This window comes from Streptomyces sp. H39-S7 (genome assembly GCF_027158205.1).
Classification (GTDB): Bacteria; Actinomycetota; Actinomycetes; order Streptomycetales; family Streptomycetaceae; genus Actinacidiphila.
Window position 1 is genome coordinate 118,248 of record NZ_JAPVLU010000020.1, and the last position, 20,770, is coordinate 139,017.

A 20,770-nucleotide genomic window follows, 5' to 3' on the forward strand; every position below is an offset into this window, starting at 1 on the left:
GGCACGTGGAGGTCGACCACCGCGTCTGCATGGGGGCGGGGCTGTGCAACGGCAACCGGCCCGACCGCTTGCTGTCCGTGCTGCGCGTCCGTTCAGGACAGGTGCTGGCGCTCGCCGGTCGCCGCGGAGAGCTTGATGGCGTCCAGGACCCGGTGCATCCGGGCCGCGGTGCCGAAGTCGGGCTCGGCCGGCTCACCGGTCCTGATGGCGCGCGCCAGATCCGTGTAGACCTGGTAGACGTTGCGCACCGCCGGGGAGGCGTCGTTCAGCGCCGGGCGGTAGAAGTCCGGAACGGCCAGCGGCTTCGGCCCCTCCTGGCCCTCGGTGAGCACGAGGGTGAACTCGGGGCCGACCAGGTTGTCGTCCGTGGAGCGCATGACCAGCCGGCCGGCGCGCCCGTGCACCTCGAAGCGGAAGCCGGCGCCCCGCGGACCGCCGGTCATGATGTGCACCGACGCGGCGGCGCCGGACTCCAGCAGGCCGTTCACCACGATCTGGTCCGGTGAGGTGACCTCGATCTGTTCGCCGGTCTCCTCCATGGTGACCCGGGTGATCCGGGTGGCGAGCGTCGCCGACAGCTGACTGAAGTCACCCACCGCGTAACGGAACATGTCCATCGAGTGCCCGCCGACGACGGCCAGGTGGTTGACGCCCTTCGTCCGGTCGAACAGCGCCGCGTACCGCTGGGACCAGATCTCCGGAGAGCCGAGCGAGTACGTCAGGGACGTGGACATCACCTCGCCCACCCGCCCCTCGGCCACGAGGTCGCGCAGGTAGCGGACCGCGGGATGGTGCCTGCTCTGCAGGCCGACCGCGTGCCGCACCCCGGCGAGGTCGGCGAGTTCACGGAAGCGGTCCGCGATGTCCGCCGACAGGGCCAGCGGCCACTCGCTGTAGACGTGCTTGCCGGCCGCGATGGCCGCCTCGACGAGCCCGTCGCGCTGCGGCAGCTGGACGGCGACGGTGACCAGGTCGACGTCCGGGTGCGCCATGAGTTCCGCGGCGTCGTCGAAGGCGTGCTCGGCGCCCCAGGCGCCGGCTGCCGCACGAGCGGACGCCAGGTTGGTGCCGGCGACCGCGGTGACCTCGTACTCAGGGTGCGCGGCGAGCGCCGGCAGATGCACCGCCCGCGCCCACCCCCGGTCCGCGTGCGCTCCGACGACTCCGACTCGGATCTTGTCAGCCACGTCCATTGTCCTTCTCTGTCGATACTCGGTCGGTGAACTGCCGTGCTGGTGAACAGGGCCCGGGACGCGACCGACCGGGGCGTGGCCGACGTGTGCCGGCCACGCCCCGGTCGGTCGTGATGTCCGCTGCCCGGTGGGGCTACTTCACGGAGACGGTCTCACCGGAGACCCGCGCGGTGTCCTGGACGGGACCCGCGTCCGGCGTGTTCAGGACGGGGACGTCCTGCCGGCCCTCGGCCGTCTCCACCTCGGGAGCCGGCTCCGTCTTCGGGACGTCCTTGAGGATGAAGTACGTCGCCAGGAAGCCCAGCGCCACGAACCCGGCGGAGAACAGGAAGGCCAGGCTGTAGCCGTCACGCAGCGCCGAGACGTTCTCCGCGCCCTTGTCGAGCAGCGCGTTGCTGCGCGAGGTGGCCACGGTCGCCAGGACGGCGAGGCCGACGGCGGCACCGGACTGCTGGGCGGTGCTGTTCAGACCGGAGGCGAGACCGGCGTCCTCGGGGGCCGCGCCGGACATCGCCCGCATCATGACCGCCGGGACCGCGAGGCCCATGCCGAAGCCCTGGATGATGAGCGTCGGCATCACGTGCTGCCAGTAGTTGCCGTCGACCGGTGCGCGGCTGAGCAGGACCAGGCCGACCGCGAGGGCCGCCAGGCCGGCCAGCAGCACCCGGCGGGTGCCGTAGCGGATGGTGAGCTTCACGGAGAAGAACAGCGACATCGTGCCGATCACCAGCGGTGCGGGCAGGAAGGCGAGTCCGGTCTGCATGGAGTCGAAGCCGAGCACCCGCTGCAGGTACAGGGCGTTGAGGAACTGGAAGCCGAAGCCGGCCGCGAAGACCAGGACCACGACGATGTTGGCACCGGAGATCTCCCGGTTGCGGAAGATGCGCAGGGCGAGCAGCGGACGGCTGGCCTTGGCCTGCCGCAGGACGAAGCCGGCGAGCAGGGCGATCGAGACCGCACCGTAGGTCAGCAGCCGGCCGGCGCTCTGGCTGGGCTCGGAGACCTGGGCGATGGTGAAGACGCCGAGCGACAGGCCGCCGGTGACCAGGACGGCGCCGATGGCGTCGGCGCCGGCCCGCAGGCCGAGCCCGTCGGTGGTGGCGAGCAGCTTGGTGCCGGCGAGGAAGGCCACGACGCCGATCGGCAGGTTCACCAGGAACACCCAGTGCCAGCCGAGGGATTCGGTGATGACACCGCCGGCGATGAGGCCGACCGAGGCGCCGCCGGCCGAGACGAAGCTGTAGATGCCCATCGCCTTGGCCTGCTTGCCCGGCTCCGGGTAGAGACCGACGATCATGCCGAGCACCACGGCGGAGGCCAGTGCCGCGCCGACGCCCTGGGCGAACCGGCCGGCGATCAGCACGCCTTCGCTGTTCGCCACGCCGCACACGAGCGAGGCGGCGGTGAAGGTCACCAGACCGCCGAGGAACACCTTCTTGCTGCCGATGAGGTCACCGAGCCGCCCGGAGAGGAGCAGCAGGCCGGCGAACGCGATCAGGTAGGAGTTGACGACCCATGAGAGACCGGACTGCGAGAAGCCGAGCTCGTTCTGGATGGTCGGAAGGGCGACGGTGACGATCGTCCCGTCGAGGACGATCATCAGTTGCATCGCGCAGAGGACGCCGAGCGCCAGCCCGCGCGAGCTGGATTGCGTGGTGTCTGTCGGATTCACAGCTTTGCTTCTTTCCTGTGGTCGGGTCGGAATGGGCTGGTCACAAGTCGTTCCCTCAGTGCACGTCTTGTTACAGAGACCATGGTCTGGGACCATGGGGTCGAGCGGAAGGAGGCACTTTCATGTCCCAGAGGAACATCGGTGTGACAGACCAGGTCAGCGCCGCTGAGGAGTGCGAAACTCCCGAGGCCCGGGAGGCCTGTTCGGTGCTCGAGACGCTGAACAGGATCAGCGGGAAATGGAGCATCGGCATCCTGCTCGTCACGACGCAGGGACCGGCCCGCTTCACCGAACTGGAGCGCGAGGTCAAGGGGATCAGCCGGCGGATGCTCACGCTGACCCTGCGCAACCTGGAGCGCGACGGGCTGTTGACGCGCACCGTTTACCCCACCGTCCCCCCGAAGGTCGAGTACACGGCGACGCCCATGGCGCGGGAGCTCTACGACTCCCTGCTGGCACTGACCGGTTGGGCCGAACGGCACCGGCACGAGATCGACGACGCGCGGGACGCGTACGGCCGCGCCGCCGCCGCGAGCGCGGACGCCAAGTCGCGCGACCACCTGGCACTCGCCGGCCGAGTGGCGTAACGCGGCGCGGTGGCCTAAGACGGCGCTCACACCGGCCACCGGCTTCGCGGCCCCGCCGCGGGGCCGGTGAGGGCCGCCTCGGGAAGGGCGTCGCGCAGCGCGTCCACGAGCGGGAGCGTGCCCTCCGCGTCCGCGCTGCCGCCGAAGACGTAGAAGTCCGGGCGGACCAGGACGGCGCGCGCCCCGATGCCCTCCAGGTACGCCGTGTACGTGCCCTCGGTGTCGACGATCGCGCCGCCGTGCGCCTGGTCGGCGGGGGTGCCGGGCGGCAGCAGCCGCACCAGGTGCGCACCGATGCTCGCCAGGAACTCCAGCCGGCCCACGTCCAGTACGTCGCGCGGGTCGTCGAGCGAGACCAGGGCGAAGCCGCGGCCCACGATCTCGTCGAAGAGCCCGGTCGCGGCGCCGCGCGCCACCCGGGGCTGCGGTACCTGGTCGCCGGCTCCGGGAAGCCGTCCGCCGTTCCCGGTCCTGCCCAGCAGCCCCTTGGTGAGCGGCTGGAAGGGGGACTGCTGCGGCCGGGCCAGGTTCCGCTCCCGGGTCGCGATCATGATCGTGTCCCGGTCGCCCGCCGCGGCCGGATCCGTCTGGCAGATGACCTTGCCGAGATTGACCGACATCCCGATGGCGTGCTGCACATGCGCCCAGCGCTCGGCGGTGTACGAGTCCAGCAGGGACTCGTCCGCCACGCCCCGGAGCACCAGGTCGAGTTTCCAGACGATGTTGGCCACGTCCCGGAAGCCCGAACTCATGCCCTGCCCGGCGAACGGCGGCATCAGGTGGGCGGCGTCGCCCGCGATGAGCATCCGCCCGGAGCGCCAGGTGAGGGCGCAGCGCGCCTGGAAGGTGTAGACGGCGTGCCGTTCCATGACCCCGTCGTCCCGGGTGACACCGAACAGGGAGAGCATCCGCCAGGCCGTCTCGACGGTGTCGAGCTCCTCCTTCGTCTCGCCGGGCAGCCGCATGAACTCCCAGCGCCGGTGGCCGGGGCCCGCCGACACCTGGGTCCTGGGCCGGTCCGGGTCGCACACCTGGAGGTTGTTCGGCGTGAACGTGCGCGCGTCGTGCAGCACCACATCGCAGATCAGCCAGTCGTGGGCGAAGCCGAGGTCGTTCGCCCCCGTGCCGATCCGGTCCCGTACGAAGCTGTTGGCCCCGTCGCAGCCCACGATCCAGCGGGCGCTGATCGACCGTCGGCCGCCTTCGGCGTCCCGGGCGACCAGCTCGACGCCGTCGTCCACCTCGGTCAGCTCCACCGCCTCGTAGCCGCGCAGCACCTTCAGCCCCGGGATCCGCGCGCCGCGTGCGGCCAGCGCGTTCTCCAGACCCGGTTGGTACATGGAGGTCGACTCCGGCCAGCCGTTGCGGCCGTGCCGCTCGGCCGCGCCGATGTACAGCAGGTCCTCGCCCTTGCCGTTCTGCCAGAGGTAGTCCCCCGACGGCTCACCGACCCTCGTCAGATGGTCACCGACGCCGGCGGCGGCCAGGATCCGGGCCGCCTCCCCGTCGAAGGCCACGGCGCGGGGCATGGTGTAGGGCCGGGGATGGCGCTCGACCACCGTGACCTTCCAGCCGCGCTGCGCCATCAGGTTCGCCAGCACCTGCCCGACCGGGCCGTAACCGACGACGAGCAGGTCCGCATCGTCCTCGCGGGAGACGCCGTCCCTCACAGGTGACGCATGCATGGCTCACTCCCTTCCTTCCTTCGGTCCGCCGCCGTCATGCGGTGACGGGCTCGTCCTGCAGCAGGATGTTCTTCACGACGGCGTCGAAGTCCTCGGGCTTGATGAGGACGCGCACCTTCTCGCGGCCGTCCTCGACCGTCAGCAGACGCCGGCCGGTCAGCGTCATCTGGCCGTTCTCCAGGGCCCGGCCGCGGATGTACGTGACGTGCGCGGCGATGGTCTTCGCGTACGCGTCCAGGCCCGGGTTGTCACCCGTCCACTCGACGAACCGGCGCGGCTGCGGCAGGAAGCGGTGGACCGGAGCCCACTCGCCCTCCAGCGGCTTGCGCTCCAGCACCAGGAAGTCGTCGGCCTCGGTCACCCGGTAGGTGCAGCCGTACTGCTCCTGCGGCTCCTCCGAGACCCGCACCGGCTCGATGAGCGACGGGCCCGAGTAGCCCACGTCCGCCAGGTACCAGTCGTCGCCGACGCGCACGCCGTTGAACAGGTGCTCCAGCTCGGGGCCGTAACTGCCGTCCGGGCCGCGGACACCCGCGGAGAGGATGACGACCTCGTACCCGAGCCGCGTCAGCAACTCACGGAAGAGCCCGTTGAGTTCGTAGCAGACCCCACCGCGGCCACCGACGATCACCTCCTCGAAGACGGTGTCGGCGTCGATGTTCACCCCGGACCAGATCGCCGTACCGCGCTCCGCGTTCAGGAGGTTGTCGAAGGGCACGGCCATGAGGTGGGCCTTGTGCAGGACACGCAGGGTCTCCAGGTCGGGTGTACGGGGCCCGGAGTAGCCCAGTTTCACCAGGTAGTCATCGACGTCGAACATGGCGGGTACCTCTCGTGATCGGAAGACGGTCGGAAGTCGGCCGGACGTGGGGGGAGGGAGGATCAGCCGACTTCCACGGCGGCCTGCCGCAGCTGCTGCTGCAGGTACTCGGCCAGCAGCGACGGCGTGGGCTGGTCGAACAGCAGCATCACGGGGAGCTCGGAGCCGATCGCCGCGGCTATGCGGTTGCGCAGCTCCACGGCCGTCAGCGAGTTGAACCCGACGTCGAAGAAGCCCTCGTCGTCCCCGATGGCGTCGGGGGTCGGGTGGCCCAGCACGACGGCCGCCTCGGCGCGCACCAGCTCCAGCAGCACCGCGGTCTGCCCGTCCGCGGTCAGTCCCGCGATGCGCTCGGTGATGGATTCCTCTTCTGGCATCTCGGTCTCCTCGAGTTGCTGCTCTATGGACGGAACGGTCGTGTCCTCGGCGTTCGCGGCCGGCCGGACCGTCTTGAGCCAGTAGTGCTGTCGCTGGAAGGCATAGGTGGGCAGGTCGACCCGCCGGGGTGCGGCGCCGTCGAACACCGGCGCCCAGTCCACGCGCACGCCCCGCACGTGGAGTTCGGCCAGGGAGGTGTGGAACCTCCGCAGGCCGCCGTCGTCGCGGCGGAGCGATCCGATGGCGACGGAGCGGGTGGCCGCGACGCCGGTGCCGAACGACTCCTGGATGGCGGTGGTGAGGACGGGGTGGGTGCTGACTTCGATGAAGACGCGGTGGTGCTGGGCGGTCAGTGCTCGGGTGGATTGGGCGAATTGAACCGGGTGGCGCAGGTTCCGATACCAGTAGGACGCATCGAGAGGGTTCGTGTCCCCGAGCCAGGCATTGTCAAGGGTGGAGTACATCGGAATGAGGGGAGTGTGTGGGGTGAGGCCGTCCAGCAGGCCGGCGAGCTCGTGTTCGATGCGTTCGACGTGGCTGGTGTGGGAGGCGTAGTCGACGGGGACTTTGCGGGCGCGGATGTTCTGGCTGGTCAGGGTGGTGTGGAGGTCGTCGAGTGCTGGGGGTTCGCCGGCGACGACGGTGGATCGGGGGCCGTTGATGGCGGCGATCTCCAGCCGTCCGGCGTACTCCTCGATGCGGGTGGTGACGTCGTCGAGGGGGAGGGGGATGGACATCATGCCGCCGTGTCCGGCGAGTCCTGCGGCGATGGCTTGGCTGCGCAGGGCGACGACTTTCGCGGCGTCTTCGATGGTGAGTGCTCCGGCGACGCAGGCGGCGGCGATTTCGCCTTGGGAGTGGCCGAGGACGGCGTCGGGGATGACGCCGTGGGAGCGCCAGAGGGCGGCGAGGGAGACCATCATGGCGAAGGAGACGGGTTGGACGACGTCGACCCGGTCGAGGGTGGGTGCGCCCTCCACCTGGCGGATGACGTCGGTCAGTGACCAGTCGATGTGGGGGGCGAGGGCTTGTGCGCACTGCTCGATCGCTGACGCGAACACAGGCGAACTGTCGAGGAGCTGGGCGCCCATGCCCGTCCACTGCGAGCCCTGGCCGGGGAAGACGAAGACCGTCCTGCCGTCCGCGTCCGCCGTGCCGGTGACGAGGTTGGCCGCCGGCTCACCGAGGCTCAGCGCCTTCAGGCCCTGGACGAGACCTTCGTCGTCGGCCGCGTCGCCGTCGGGGACGACCACGGCACGCTGTTCCAGCATCGCCCGCGAGAACGCCAGCGAGTACCCGACGTCCACCGGGTCCAGGCCCTGGGCGGCGGTCAGCAGCCGGTCCGCCTGGCCGCGCAGCGCGCCGGCTGTCCGGCCGGAGACCAGCCACGGCACCGGCGCCGCGGTGCCGCCGTCCTGACGGGGAGCGGCCTCGACGGGCGGTGCCTGCTCGATGATGACGTGGGCGTTGGTGCCGCTGACGCCGAACGCGGAGACCGCCGCGCGGCGCGGCCGGTCGGTCTCCGGCCAGGCGCGGGCCTCGGTGAGCAGCTCCACCGCGCCCGCCGACCAGTCGACGGTGGCGGAGGGCCGGTCGACGTGCAGCGTTCTGGGCAGGACGCCGTGCCGGATGGCCTCCACCATCTTGATGACGCCCGCGGCGCCCGCCGCGGCCTGCGTGTGGCCGATGTTGGACTTCAACGAGCCGAGCCAGAGCGGCTGCTGACCGTCGCGGTCCTGGCCGTACGTGGCGAGCAGCGCCTGCGCCTCGATCGGGTCGCCGAGGCTGGTGCCGGTGCCGTGCCCCTCGACGGCGTCGATGTCGCCGGTGCCCAGGCCGGCGTTCTTCAGTGCCGCGCGGATCACGCGCTGCTGCGAGGGGCCGTTGGGGGCGGTGAGCCCGTTGGAGGCACCGTCCTGGTTGACGGCAGTGCCCCGGACGACGGCCAGCACCGGGTGGCCCAGCCGCTGCGCGTCGGAGAGTCGTTCCACGAGCAGCAGGCCGATGCCCTCACCCCAGCCGGTGCCGTCCGCCGCGTCCGCGAACGCCTTGCAGCGTCCGTCGGCCGCCAGTCCGCGCTGCCGGGAGAACTCCACGAAGACGCCGGGAGAGCTCATGATCGCGACTGCTCCGGCGAGCGCCATGTCGATCTCGCCGTTGCGCAGCGCCTGGGCCGCGAGGTGCAGGGCGACCAGGGAGGACGAGCACGCGGTGTCGACCGTGATGGCAGGACCCTCGAACCCGAGGGTGTACGACACACGCCCGGAGGCGACGCTGCCGGAGTTGCCGGTGCCCAGAAAGCCTTCGAGCTCCTTCGGGGACAGCTCCAGGGCGGGCGCGTAGTCGTGGTACATCGCGCCGGCGTACACGCCGACCTTGCCGCCGCGCAGCGACGTCGGGTCGATGCCGGCCCGCTCGAACGTCTCCCAGGACGTCTCCAGCAGCAGCCGCTGCTGCGGGTCCATGGCCAGCGCCTCGCGCGGCGAGATCCCGAAGAAGCCCGCGTCGAACTGGCCCGCCTCGTAGAGGAACCCACCCTCGTCGACGTAGGAGGTGCCGGAGTGGGCCGGGTCCTCGTCGAAGAGCTCGGACAGGTTCCAGCCGCGGTCCTCGGGGAAACCGGAGACGGCGTCGACGCCCTGCTCCACCAGCTGCCACAGCTCCTCGGGCGAGGAGACCCCGCCCGGCAGCCGGCAGCCCATCCCCACGATCGCTATCGGCTCACGGGCTGCCGCGCTGACCCGTTTGCTCTCCTGCTTCAGCCGTTCGTTCTCCATGAGCGAGGCCCGCAGGGCCTCCACGAGCTTTTCGCCGGGCGTGTCCATCGATTCCTCCACAGTTGGCTACCGGATCCATCACTGATCAGTTGCTGACGGTGCCCAGCGCGCGGGCGATGAGGCTGTCGGCGTCCATGGCCACGAGCAGGTCCAGCTCCGCCGCCGCACTGTCCGCCGACTGCTCGGGCGCGGAGCCGGGGGAGCCGGGGAGGTCCGCGAGCCGCACGAGCGCGTCCAGCACGCCCGCCTCGCGGAAGCGGCTCAGCGGCACGAGGGCCAGCGCCCGGCGGATGTCCGCCTCGCGGGCGTCGGACGGACCCTCGTCCCCTCCCTGCGGAACGAGTTCGTCCCGCAGGTGGCGGGCGAGCGCCGACGGGGTCGGGTAGTCGAAGACCAGCGTGGCCGGGAGCCGGATGCCGGTCGCCTTGGCGAGGCGGTTGCGCAGTTCCACCGCGGTCAGCGAGTCGAATCCCACCGACTTGAAAGCGTGGTCCGCCCCGATGGGGTCGGCGCCGCCCAGGACGGTCTCCGCGTGCCCGCGCACCAGGGACAGCAGCAGCCGCAGCTGATCGGCTTCGCCCAGCCCCGCCAACTGCGCGACCGGCGAGTCCATTTCCCCGGCGCCGGCCTGTGCCGCCTTCCGCGGCACCCGGACCAGCCCGCCCAGCGGCGGCGACAGCCGGCCGCTCGCCGCTTCGGTGCGCAGCGCGGCGAAGTCCATCTTGCTGGGCACCAGGTGCGCGAGGCCCGAGCGCAGCGCCGCGTCGAACAGTTCCATGCCCTCCTCCGCGCTCAGCGCCGAGGCGCCATTGCGCTGCATCCGGCTCTGGTCGCTCTCGCCGAGGTGGCCCGTCATGCCGCTGGCGTCCTCCCACAGCCCCCAGGCCAGGGACGTCGCCGGGAGCCCCTGGGCCCGGCGCCGGTGGGCGAGGGCGTCGAGGGCGGCGTTGGCGGCGGAGTAGTTGGCCTGCCCGGGGTTGCCGAGGGTGCCGGCAGCCGACGAGTAGAGGACGAAGGCGTCGAGGCCGGCGTCCTGGGTGAGGTCGTGGAGGTTCAGCGCGGCGTCGATCTTCGGGCGGAGGACGGTGTCGAGCCGGTCCGGGGTGAGGGCGGTGACGATGCCGTCGTCGAGGACTCCCGCGGTGTGGATGACCGCGGTGAGCGGGTGCGCTGCCGGGATGCCGGCGAGGGTGGCGGCGAGCGCGTCGCGGTCGGCGGCGTCGCAGGCGGCGATGGCGACCCGCGCGCCCAGCCCGGTGAGTTGGGCCGCGAGTTCCGTCGCGCCCGGTGCCTCGGGGCCGCGCCGGCTGGTCAGCAGCAGATGCCGTGCTCCCCGCGCGGTGACCAGGTGCCGGGCGAGGATGCCGCCCAGCCCTCCGGTGCCGCCGGTGATCAGTACGGTGCCCTCGGGGTCGGCCGTCCATCCCGCGCCCTCGCCGTCGAGGACGGTTCGCGCCAGCCGGGGTACGGACGCGGCGCCGTCGCGCAGAGCGAGCTGCGGCTCACCGGCTGCCAGCGCCCGTGGGAGCGCGGCGCGGCTCGCGTCGGAGCCGTCGAGGTCGACGAGGACGATCCGGTCCGGGTGTTCGGCCTGGGCGGAGCGGACCAGGCCCCAGACGGCGGCAGCCGCCGGGTCCGTGACGGCGTCCCGGGTCAGCACGACCAGACGGGCGTCCTCCGGCCCCGTACCCGTCAGCCAGCCCTGCACCTCGGCCAGGACCCGGGCCGTCCGCGCCCGCACGTCGTCGGTGGCTCCGGTCAGATCGAGGGCCGGCCAGTCGCGTCCCGCGTCGGGAGCGGCCGTGGTCTCGAGCGCCAACGGTGACCACTCCACCTGGAACAGCGCGTCCTGTACGAGGCCGGCGCCCGCGCCCAGCCCTTCGACGGAGACCGGCCGGAAGACGAGCGACCCGACGGAGAGCACCGGGGCGCCGTGCGGGTCCACGGCCTCCAGCGAGATGCCGCCGGTGGCGTGGGGCGTGATGCGCACCCGCAGGGCGGAGGCGCCCGAGGCGTGCAGCGCCACCCCCTCCCAGGCGAACGGCAGCACGGTCCGCCCCGCGTCCTCCTCGCCGCCGGTGAACGAGCCCGCGTGCAGGGCGGCGTCCAGCAGGGCGGGGTGCAGCCCGAACGCGGCGGCGTCCTTGGCGCCCTCCTCGGGGAGGGCGACCTCGGCGAAGATCTCCGCGCCGCGCCGCCAGACCTTGCGCAGCCCCTGGAAGACCGGCCCGTAGCCGTAACCGGCCGCGAACCGCCGGTCGTAGAAGTCGTCGAGCGCGACGGCCTCGGCGCCCTGCGGGGGCCAGACCGTGAGATCGCCCGCCGCGGGGCGCGCCACCGACGTCAGGAAGCCGGCCGCGTGCCGGGTCCAGGACGTGTCCGGGTCCGCGTGGTCCGGGCGGGAGTGGACGGTCACGTTCCGGCGGCCCGTCTCGTCCACCGCGCCGACGGCCACCTGGATCCGGGTGGCACCGGACTCCGGCAGGGTCAGCGGGGCCGCGAGGACCAGCTCGTCCAGCACGCCGGTCCCCGCCTTGTCGCCGGCCTGGACGGCCAGCTCCACCAGGGCCGTGCCGGGCACCAGCACCACGCCTTCGACGGCGTGATCGGCCAGCCACGGGTGGGTGGTCAGGGAGAGCCGGCCGGTAGCCAGCACCCCGCCGGCGTCGGGGAGCACGGCGACCGCGCTCAGCAGCGGGTGCTCGGCGGGGTCCAGGCCGGCCGCGCCCACGTTGCCGCTGCCGCCGGTCTCCTTCAGCCAGAACCGCTGGCGCTGGAAGGCGTAGGTGGGCAGGTCCACGTGCCGGTGGTCGACGCCGCCGAAGAGCGGCGCCCAATCGACCTGAGCACCGTTCACCTGGAGGCTCGCCAGGGAGGTGAGGAAGCGCGGCAGGTCGCCGTCGTCACGGCGCAGCGTGCCGGTGACCAGCGAGCCCTCGCCGTCCCCGGCCTCCAGGACGTCCTGGACGGACGTGGTGAGCACGGGGTGGGTGCTGACCTCGACGTAGGTGCGGTACCCGTCGGCAGCCAGGGACTCCACGGCCTCGGCGAAGCGGACCGGCTGCCGGAGGTTGCGGTACCAGTACGCGGCGTCGACGGGCGTGGTGTCGTCGAGCCAGCCGCCGTTGAGGGTGGAGAACATCGGGATCGCCGGCGTCCGCGGCGTGATGCCGGCGAGGACGCGCGCCAGGTCGTCCTCGATGCGCTCCACATGACTGGTGTGCGAGGCGTAGTCGACGGCGATCCTGCGGGCCCGCACCCCGTCCGCCGTGAGCGTGCCGTGCAACTCGTCCAGCGCCTGCGGCTCCCCGGCGACGACGGTGGAGCCGGGTCCGTTGACGGCCGCGACCTCCAACCGACCGGCGTACGGGGCAAGTTGCTTCGTGACGTCGTCCAGCGCGAGCGGGATCGACATCATGCCGCCGTGTCCGGCCAGCCCGGCCGCGATGGCCTGGCTGCGCAGGGCGACGACCTTGGCCGCGTCCTCCAGGGTGAGCGCTCCGGCCACATGGGCCGCGGCGATCTCGCCCTGCGAGTGGCCGAGTACGGCGTCGGGCGCGATGCCGTGCGCGCGCCAGAGCGCGGCCAGCGACACCATCATCGCGAACGACGCGGGCTGCAGGACGTCGACCCGGTCCAGGGTCGGGGCGCCCTCCGCCCGGCGGAGCACATCGGTCAGCGACCAGTCGACGTACGGCGCGAGCGCCGTCTCGCAGGCGGCCACCGACTCGGCGAACAGTGCCGAGGAATCCAGGAGTCGAGCGCCCATGCCCGCCCACTGGGAGCCCTGGCCGGGGAAGACGAAGACGGTCCTGCCGTCGGCGTCGGCGGTGCCGGTCACCACGTTGGACGCCGGCTCACCCGCGCTCAGGGCCTTCAGGCCCGCCACCGCCTGCGCCCGGTCGGCGGCGGTGACCACCGCGCGCCGGTCGAGCGCGGCGCGGGTGGTGACCAGCGCGTACGCGATGTCGTCGAGCCGGGTGTGCTCCGCGGTGTCGGCTTCGAGGAGGCCGAGCAGCCGGCCGGCCTGCGCGCGCAGCGCGTCGGACGACCTGGCCGACAGCGTCAGGGCCACCGGTCCCACCGGATCGCCGTCCTCGCGGGCGGACTCCTCGACGGGCGGTGCCTGCTCGATGATGACGTGGGCGTTGGTGCCGCTGACGCCGAACGCGGAGACGGCGGCGCGGCGCGGCCGGTCGGTCTCCGGCCAGGCGCGGGCCTCGGTGAGCAGTTCCACCGCGCCCTCGGACCACTCCACCTTCGGGGACGGCGCGTCCACATGCAGCGTCCTGGGCAGCACGCCGTGCCGCATCGCCTGGACCATCTTGATGATCCCGGCCGCACCCGCCGCGGACTGCGCGTGCCCGATGTTGGACTTCAACGAGCCCAGCCAGAGCGGCTGCTGACCGGCGCGGTCCTGGCCGTAGGTGGCGAGCAGCGCCTGCGCCTCGATCGGGTCGCCCAGCGTCGTGCCCGTGCCATGGGCCTCGACGGCGTCGATGTCGGCCGTGCCCAGTCCGGCGTTCTTCAGTGCCGCGCGGATCACGCGCTGCTGCGAGGGGCCGTTGGGGGCGGTGAGTCCGTTGGAGGCACCGTCCTGGTTGACGGCCGTGCCCCGGACGACGGCCAGGACCGGGTGGCCGAGCCGCCGCGCGTCGGAGAGCCGCTCGACGAGCAGCAGCCCGACGCCCTCCGCCCAGCCGGTGCCGTCGGCGCCGGCGGCGAACGCCTTGCAGCGTCCGTCGGCCGCCAGACCCCGCTGCCGGGAGAACTCCACGAACACCCCGGGGGTGCTCATGACCGCCGCGCCGCCGGCCAGCGCCATGTCGATCTCGCCGTCGCGCAGTGCCCGCACGGCCAGGTGCAGCGCCACCAGGGACGACGAGCAAGCTGTGTCCAAGGTGACGGCCGGGCCTTCGAGGCCCAGCGTGTACGAGACCCGCCCGGAGGCGACGCTGGCGGCGGTGCCGGTGCTCAGATACCCCTCGACCTCGGCCGGGGCCTGCTCCATGTCGGTGGCGTAGTCGTGGTACATCACGCCGGAGTACACGCCGACCTTGCCGCCGCGCAGCGACGTCGGGTCGATGCCGGCCCGTTCGAACGTCTCCCAGGACGTCTCCAGCAGCAGCCGCTGCTGCGGGTTCATCGACAGCGCCTCACGCGAGTTGATGCCGAAGAACGCGGCGTCGAACCGTGTCGCGTCGTGCAGGAACCCGCCCTCGCTGACGTACGACGTGCCCCTCCGGTCGGGGTCGGGGTCGAAGAGCCGGTCGAGGTCCCAGTCGCGGTCCTCGGGGAAACCGGAGACGGCGTCGACGCCCTGCTCCACCAGTTGCCACAGCTCGTCGGGCGAGGAGACCCCGCCCGGGAGCCGGCAGCCCATCCCCACGATCGCTATCGGCTCGGACTTCGCTGCCTCGACCTCCCGCAGCCGCTGGTTGGCCTGCTTCAAGTCGACCAGTGCCCGCTTCAGGTACTCGCGGAGCTTCTCGTCATTCGACATACCGGGTCTTCCCTCTCAAGGCGTCGGTTGATGGTCCGGGGGCGGTTCAGGACAGACCGAGTTCGCCGTCCATGAGCTGGAAGATCTCGTCGTCGGTCGCCGAGTCGAGGTCGAGGTCGGCGTCGGCGCTTTCGGCGGGCCCGCCGGCGGCGGCGCCGGTCCGGGCCTCGACCTTCGCGGTCAGCGCCCGCAGTCGGACGGCCACCTCGGCGCGTACCGACGCGTCCGGGTCGAGGCCGGCGAGTGCCGCCTCCAGTTGGTCCAGCTCCGCCGACACCGACGGCGGGGCCGTGGGGCCGTCGCAGTCGAGCTCGTGCCGCAGGTACGCGGCCAGCGCGGTGGGGGTGGGGTGGTCGAAGACCAGCGTGGCCGGGAGCCGTACCCCACTGACCGCGGCGAGCCGGTTGCGCAGCACCACGGAGGCCAGGGAGTCGAACCCCAGGTCCTTGAAGGCGTGCTGGGCCCCGACCGCCTTGGCCGTCGCGTACCCCAGCACCGAGGCGGCCTCGGACCGCACCAGGTCGAGCAGGGTCCGGCCCCGCTCGGCCTCGGGCAGCGCCTTCAGCCGGTCGGTCAGCGACTCCTCGGTCACGGCGGCGGTGCGGGCGGCCTTGCGCGGCGTGCGCACCAGGGAGCGCAGCAGCGGCGGTACGGAGTCCGCGTCGGACGGCCCCCGCAGGGCCGTCAGGTCCAGCAGCGCCGTCACCAGCGCCGCGTCCGCCGACCGCAGCCCCACGTCGAGCAGCGCGAGCGCCGACTCCGTGGACATTCCGGTGATCCCGGTGCGCTTGCCCCGCTGGAGATCGGCGGTGCCGAGCGTGCCGGTCATCCCGCTGGCCTCCTCCCACAGGCCCCAGGCGAGTGAGGTGGCGGGGGTGCCGTCGGCGCGGAGTTGGTGGGCGAGGGCGTCGAGGGCGGCGTTGGCGGCGGCGTAGTTGGCTTGTCCGGGGTTGCCGAGGGTGCCGGCGGCGGAGGAGTAGAGGACGAAGGCCGCGAGGTCGGCGTTCTGGGTGAGGTCGTGGAGGTTGCGGGCGGCGTCGATCTTGGGGCGGAGGACGGTGTCGAGCCGGTCGGGGGTGAGGGCGGTGATGATGCCGTCGTCGAGGATTCCCGCGGTGTGGATGACCGCGGTGAGCGGGTGTTCCGCCGGGATGTTGGCGAGGGTGGTGGCGAGTGCGTCGTGGTCGGTGGTGTCGCAGGCGGTGATGGTGACGTGGGCGCCGAGTGCGGTGAGTTCGGTGGTGAGTTCGGTGGCTCCGTCCGCGTCGGGGCCGCGTCGGCTGGTCAGCAGGAGGTGGCGGATGCCGTGGGTGGTGACGAGGTGGCGGGCTGCCAGCGCGCCGAGGGTGCCGGTGCCGCCGGTGATCAGAACCGTGCCCTCAGGGTCGAGCGGGCGCCCGTCGTCCGACGGCTCACCGGCGGTGCGGACCAGCCGGGGGACGGTCGCGACCCCCGCACGGAGGGCGAGTTGCGGCTCGCCGGTCGCGAGAGCGGGCAGCAGCGCGCCGCGGCTCGCTTCCGTGCCGTCGACGTCGACCAGGACGACACGGTCCGGGTGCTCCGCCTGCGCGGTGCGGACCAGCCCCCAGACGGCGGCGGCCGCCGGATCCGTGACGGCGTCCCGGGTCAGGACGACCAGCCGGGCCCCTTCGGTACCGGTGCCGGTCAGCCACTCCTGAACTCCGGTCAGGGCGCGGGCGGTCAGCTCGCGGATGCCGGCGGAGTCGGTGCTGAGGTCGAGGACGGGCCAGGGCTGGTCGGGGCCGGCCCCGTTGAGCGGCAGCGGCTGCCACTCGACACGGAACAGGGCGTCGCGGTTGACGTCGTCCCGGGCGCCGAGACGACTGGTGTCGACGGCGCGGAAGGTGAGCGCCCCGACGGTCGCGACGGGTGCGCCGGTGCTGTCGGCGGCCGCCACCGTGACGGTGTTCTCACCGGCGGGCGCGATCCGGATCCGGAGTGCCGTGGCGCCGGTGGCGTGCAGGGCCACCCCCTTCCAGGCGAAGGGCAGGAGCAGCTGCCCGGGGTCGGTCGCGGTGACCGCCCCGAAGCTGGTCGCGTGCAGGGCGGCGTCCAGCAGGGCGGGGTGCAGCCCGAACGCGGCGGCGTCCTCGGCGGTCCCCTCGGGGAGGGCGACCTCGGCGAAGATCTCCGCGCCGCGCCGCCAGACCTTGCGCAGCCCCTGGAAGACCGGGCCGAACTCGTGCCCGTCCGCCGCCCGGCGGTCGTAGAAGTCGCCGACGTCGACCGCCTCGGCGTGCTCCGGCGGCCAGCCGCCCGTGCCGGCCGCCGGCAGCGGGATCTCCTTCGTCAGGGATCCGGCGGCGTGCCGGGTCCACGGCGACTGGCTGTCGGCCTCGTCGGGGCGCGAGTAGATGCTCACGGCCCGCCGGCCGGTGTCGTCCGGTTCGAGGACCTGCACCCGGAGCTGGACTCCGGTGTGCTCGGGCACGACCAGCGGCGCTTCGAGGACGAGTTCGTCCAGCACGCCGGTCCCGGCCTCGTCGCCGGCGCGCACCGCCAGCTCGACCAGCGCCGTGCCCGGTACCAGCACCACGCCCGACTTGGCGTGGTCGGCCAGCCACGGGTGCGTCCGCAGCGACAGCCGCCCGGTGCCCACCAGGCCGTCCGTGTCCGGCAGTTCGGTCAGCACGCTCAGCAGCGGGTGGCCGGTGGCGCGCAGTCCGAGGGAGTTCGCGTCCGCGGTGCCCCCGCCCGTCGCCGCCCAGTGGCGTTCGCGCTGGAAGGCGTACGTGGGCAGGTCCACCCGCGCGGCGGAAGTGCCGTCGAAGAGCGCGGGCCACGCGACCGCGGTGCCCCGCACATGGATGCCGGCGACCGCCGTCAACAGGGTCGCGGCCTCCGGGCGTTCGCGGCGCAGCGACGGGACGCACAAGCCGTCGAAGGGCTCCAGCGACTCCAGGGACTCCTGGGCCATCGCCGTCAGGACGGCGTCCGGGCCGATCTCCAGGAAGGTGGTGACGTCCTGGTCCCGCAGGGCGCGGACCGCGTCCAGGAAGCGGACCGGCCGGCGCACGTGCTCGGTCCAGTAGTCGGGCGAGGCGAGTTCCTCGGCCGTGACCGGCCTGCCGGTCAGGGTGGAGACGATCGGGATGCGCGGCGCGTGGAAGGTGAGCCGGGCGGCGACCTCGCGGAACGCGTCGAGCATGCCGTCCATCCGCGGCGAGTGGAAGGCGTGGCTGACGCGCAGCCGCTTGGTCTTCCAGCCGAGGCTGCGGCAGGCGCTGGTGATCCGCAGGACCACGTCCTCGTCGCCGGAGATCACCACCGACGCCGGCCCGTTGACCGCGGCGATCCCGACCCACTCGGTCTCGGTGAGCAGCGGGCCCAGGTCGGCCTCGGTGGCCTGTACGGCCACCATGGCGCCGCCCTCGGGGAGCGCCTGCATCATCCGGCCGCGTGCCGCGACGAGGGTGGCGGCGTCCGGCAGCGACAGGACGCCCGCGACGTGCGCGGCGGCCAGTTCGCCGATGGAGTGGCCGGCGAGGTGGTCGGGCCGTACGCCCCACGACTCCACCAGCCGGAACAGCGACACCTCGACGGCGAACAGCGCGGCCTGGGTGTACACGGTCCGGTGCAGCAACTCGGACTCCTCCGAGCCCGCTTCGGCGAAGATCACGTCGCGCAGGGGATGGTCCACATGGCCGGCCAACTGGCGATCCAGTGCCTCGCAGGCCGCGTCGAACGAGCGGGTGTAGACCGGGAAACGCTCGTAGAGTTCGCGTCCCATGCCGGGCTGCTGGCTGCCCTGGCCGGAGAAGAGGAAGGCGGTCCTGCCGCCGGCAGGCTCACCGGTGATCACGGAGCCGGGGGCCGAGCCGCCGGCGAGCGCTTCGAGGCCCGCCACCAGCTCCTCGCGGCCGGCCGCCAGCACCACGGCCCGCCGGTCCAGCACGGCGCGGCTGGTCACCAGCGAGTACGCCACGTCGGCGAGGTCGTCCGCCGTAGCGGCGCCCACCCGGGCGGCGAGCCGCCGGGCCTGGCCGCGCAGGGCGTCCGGGCTCTTGGCCGACAGCGCGAACGGCAGCACCGGAGCCGTCCCGCTCCCTGTCGGACGGTTCTGCGGCTCCTCGACGCCGTCGGGCGCCGGGGCCTGCTCGATGATGACGTGCGCGTTGGTGCCGCTGACGCCGAACGAGGAGACGCCCGCACGGCGCGGCCTGCCGTCCTGCTCAGGCCAGTCACGGGCCTCGGTGAGCAGTTCCACCGCGCCCGCCGACCAGTCGATCTTGGGTGAGGGCCGGTCGACGTGCAGCGTCCTGGGCAGGACGCCGTGCCGGATGGCCTCCACCATCTTGATCACGCTCGCGACCCCGGCCGCTCCCTGGGTGTGGCCGATGTTGGACTTCAACGAGCTCAGCCAGAGCGGCTGTTGATTGGCGCGGTCCTGGCCGTAGGTGGCGAGCAGCGCCTGGGCCTCGATGGGGTCGCCGAGGCTGGTGCCGGTGCCGTGCGCCTCCACCGCGTCGATGTCGGCCGTGCCCAGTCCGGCGTTCTTCAGTGCCGCGCGGATCACGCGCTGCTGGGAGGGGCCGTTGGGGGCGGTGAGTCCGTTGGAGGCGCCGTCCTGGTTGACGGCGGAGCCGCGGACGATCGCGAGCACGGGGTGGCCGAGCCGCCGCGCGTCGGAGAGCCGTTCGACGAGCAGCAGGCCGATGCCCTCGGCCCAGCCGGTGCCGTCCGCCGCGTCGGCGAACGCCTTGCAGCGTCCGTCGGGCGACAGCCCGCGCTGCCGGGAGAACTCGACGAACGCGTCCGGGGTGCTCATCACGGCCACCCCGCCCGCCAGCGCCATGTCCGTCTCGCCGTTGCGCAGCGACTGCGCGGCGAGGTGCAGGGCGACCAGCGAGGACGAGCACGCGGTGTCGATGGTGAGGGCCGGCCCTTCGAGGCCGAAGACGTAGGAGATCCGGCCGGAGGCGACGCTCCCGGAGGTCCCGGTGAGGCGGTAGCCCTCGGACTCCCCGTCGTCCTGCTGCAGCCGCATCGCGTAGTCGCGGTCGTTGACACCGACGTAGACGCCGACGTTGCCGCCGCGCAGCGCGGCCGGGTCGATGCCGGCCCGCTCGAAGGTCTCCCACGAGGTCTCCAGCAGCAGCCGCTGCTGCGGGTCCATCGCGACGGCCTCGCGGGGCGAGATCCCGAAGAAACCGGCGTCGAAGTCGGTCGCGGTGTCCAGGAACGCGCCGTTGCGGGCGTACGACCTGCCCCGGCGCTCCGGGTCGGGGTCGTAGATCCCCTCCAGGTCCCAGCCGCGGTTCGCGGGGAAGTCGCCGATGACGTCGACGCCCTCCGCGACCAGCCGCCACAGCTCCTCGGAGCTGTCGGCGCCGCCGGGGAACCGGCAGCCGATCGCCACGATCGCGATCGGATCGTCCGACGTGTCCGCGCCACCGGCGACCACCGCTGTGGTCGCCTCCTCCGGCTGCTCGCCGATCAGCTCCGCGCTCAGGAAGCGGGCGAGCGCCGTCGGCGTCGGGTAGTCGAAGACCAGGGTGGTCGGCAGCCGCAGACCGCTGCGCGCGCTCACCCGGTTGCGCAGTTCGACGGCGGTGAGCGAGTCGAACCCGACCTCCTTGAAGGCCCGTTCCGGCTGGATCCGTTCGGCGTTGGGGTGCCCCAGCACCGAGGCGGCCTCGGACCGCACCAGGTCGAGCAGGAGCCGGCTCTGCTCGGCGGCGGGCAGCCCGGTCAGCCGCTCCGCCAGCGAGTTCCCACCGGACGGGGGGCCGCCCGCCTGGGCGCTGCGCCGTGCCGGGCGCACCAGGCTCCGCAGCAGCGGGAGCACCGGTTCGGACGCCGACCTGACGCGCAGGCCGGCGAGGTCCAGGTTGGCGGCCACGTACGCCGCCCCGGAGGACCGCAGTCCCGCGTCGAGCAACGCCATGCCGTCGTCGGCGGACAGCCCGAGCATGCCGTCGCGGCGGTGCCGCGACAGGGCTGTCTCGTCGAGATGGGTGGTCATCCCGCTGACGTCGGACCAGTAGCCCCAGGCGAGTGAGGTGGTGGGGGTGCCGTCGGCGCGGAGTTGGTGGGCGAGGGCGTCGAGGGCGGCGTTGGCGGCGGCGTAGTTGGCTTGTCCGGGGTTGCCGAGGGTGCCGGCGGCGGAGGAGTAGAGGACGAAGGCCGCGAGG

Annotated in this window: 8 protein-coding genes; 1 reads left to right on the top strand and 7 read right to left on the bottom strand. The window is 72.9% G+C overall.

Annotation, left to right across the window (positions count from 1 at the left end; all coding sequences use genetic code 11):
• Window positions 1-92 precede the first annotated feature (92 nt).
• Both O3X23_RS20915 and O3X23_RS20920 read right to left on the bottom strand, forming a co-directional pair.
• The gene (locus O3X23_RS20915) at window positions 93-1,187 is read right to left on the bottom strand and encodes a Gfo/Idh/MocA family protein (RefSeq protein WP_269272976.1); all 1,095 of its coding nucleotides are present in this window, start codon (window positions 1,185-1,187) and stop codon (window positions 93-95) included.
• Between the two features lie 139 nt (window positions 1,188-1,326).
• Window positions 1,327-2,802: an MFS transporter gene (locus O3X23_RS20920; RefSeq protein WP_443047920.1), complete on the bottom strand. Its 1,476-nt coding sequence runs from the start codon at window positions 2,800-2,802 to the stop codon at window positions 1,327-1,329.
• Between the two features lie 185 nt (window positions 2,803-2,987).
• Between O3X23_RS20920 and O3X23_RS20925 the strand changes: the two genes are divergently transcribed.
• On the top strand, window positions 2,988-3,452 hold the full coding sequence (locus O3X23_RS20925) for a winged helix-turn-helix transcriptional regulator (RefSeq protein ID WP_269272978.1): 465 nt from the start codon (window positions 2,988-2,990) through the stop codon (window positions 3,450-3,452).
• Window positions 3,453-3,478: 26 nt separating this feature from the next.
• Here the strand turns inward: O3X23_RS20925 and mhpA are convergent, their stop codons facing one another.
• The 5 genes from mhpA to O3X23_RS20950 form a co-directional block, all read right to left on the bottom strand.
• Window positions 3,479-5,137: a bifunctional 3-(3-hydroxy-phenyl)propionate/3-hydroxycinnamic acid hydroxylase MhpA gene (mhpA, locus tag O3X23_RS20930; RefSeq protein WP_269272979.1), complete on the bottom strand. Its 1,659-nt coding sequence runs from the start codon at window positions 5,135-5,137 to the stop codon at window positions 3,479-3,481.
• 34 nt (window positions 5,138-5,171) lie between these two features.
• Entirely contained in the window at window positions 5,172-5,957 is a 786-nt protein-coding gene (locus O3X23_RS20935; protein WP_269272980.1) for an arylamine N-acetyltransferase family protein, read from the bottom strand.
• Between the two features lie 62 nt (window positions 5,958-6,019).
• Window positions 6,020-9,172, bottom strand: coding sequence for a type I polyketide synthase (locus O3X23_RS20940; protein WP_443047917.1), 3,153 nt, complete (start codon window positions 9,170-9,172; stop codon window positions 6,020-6,022).
• Window positions 9,173-9,197: 25 nt separating this feature from the next.
• Window positions 9,198-14,615: a type I polyketide synthase gene (locus tag O3X23_RS20945; RefSeq protein WP_269272982.1), complete on the bottom strand. Its 5,418-nt coding sequence runs from the start codon at window positions 14,613-14,615 to the stop codon at window positions 9,198-9,200.
• A 46-nt stretch (window positions 14,616-14,661) separates the two neighbouring features.
• On the bottom strand, window positions 14,662-20,770 hold a 6,109-nt coding region (locus tag O3X23_RS20950; protein ID WP_269272983.1), incomplete at its 5' end, for a type I polyketide synthase.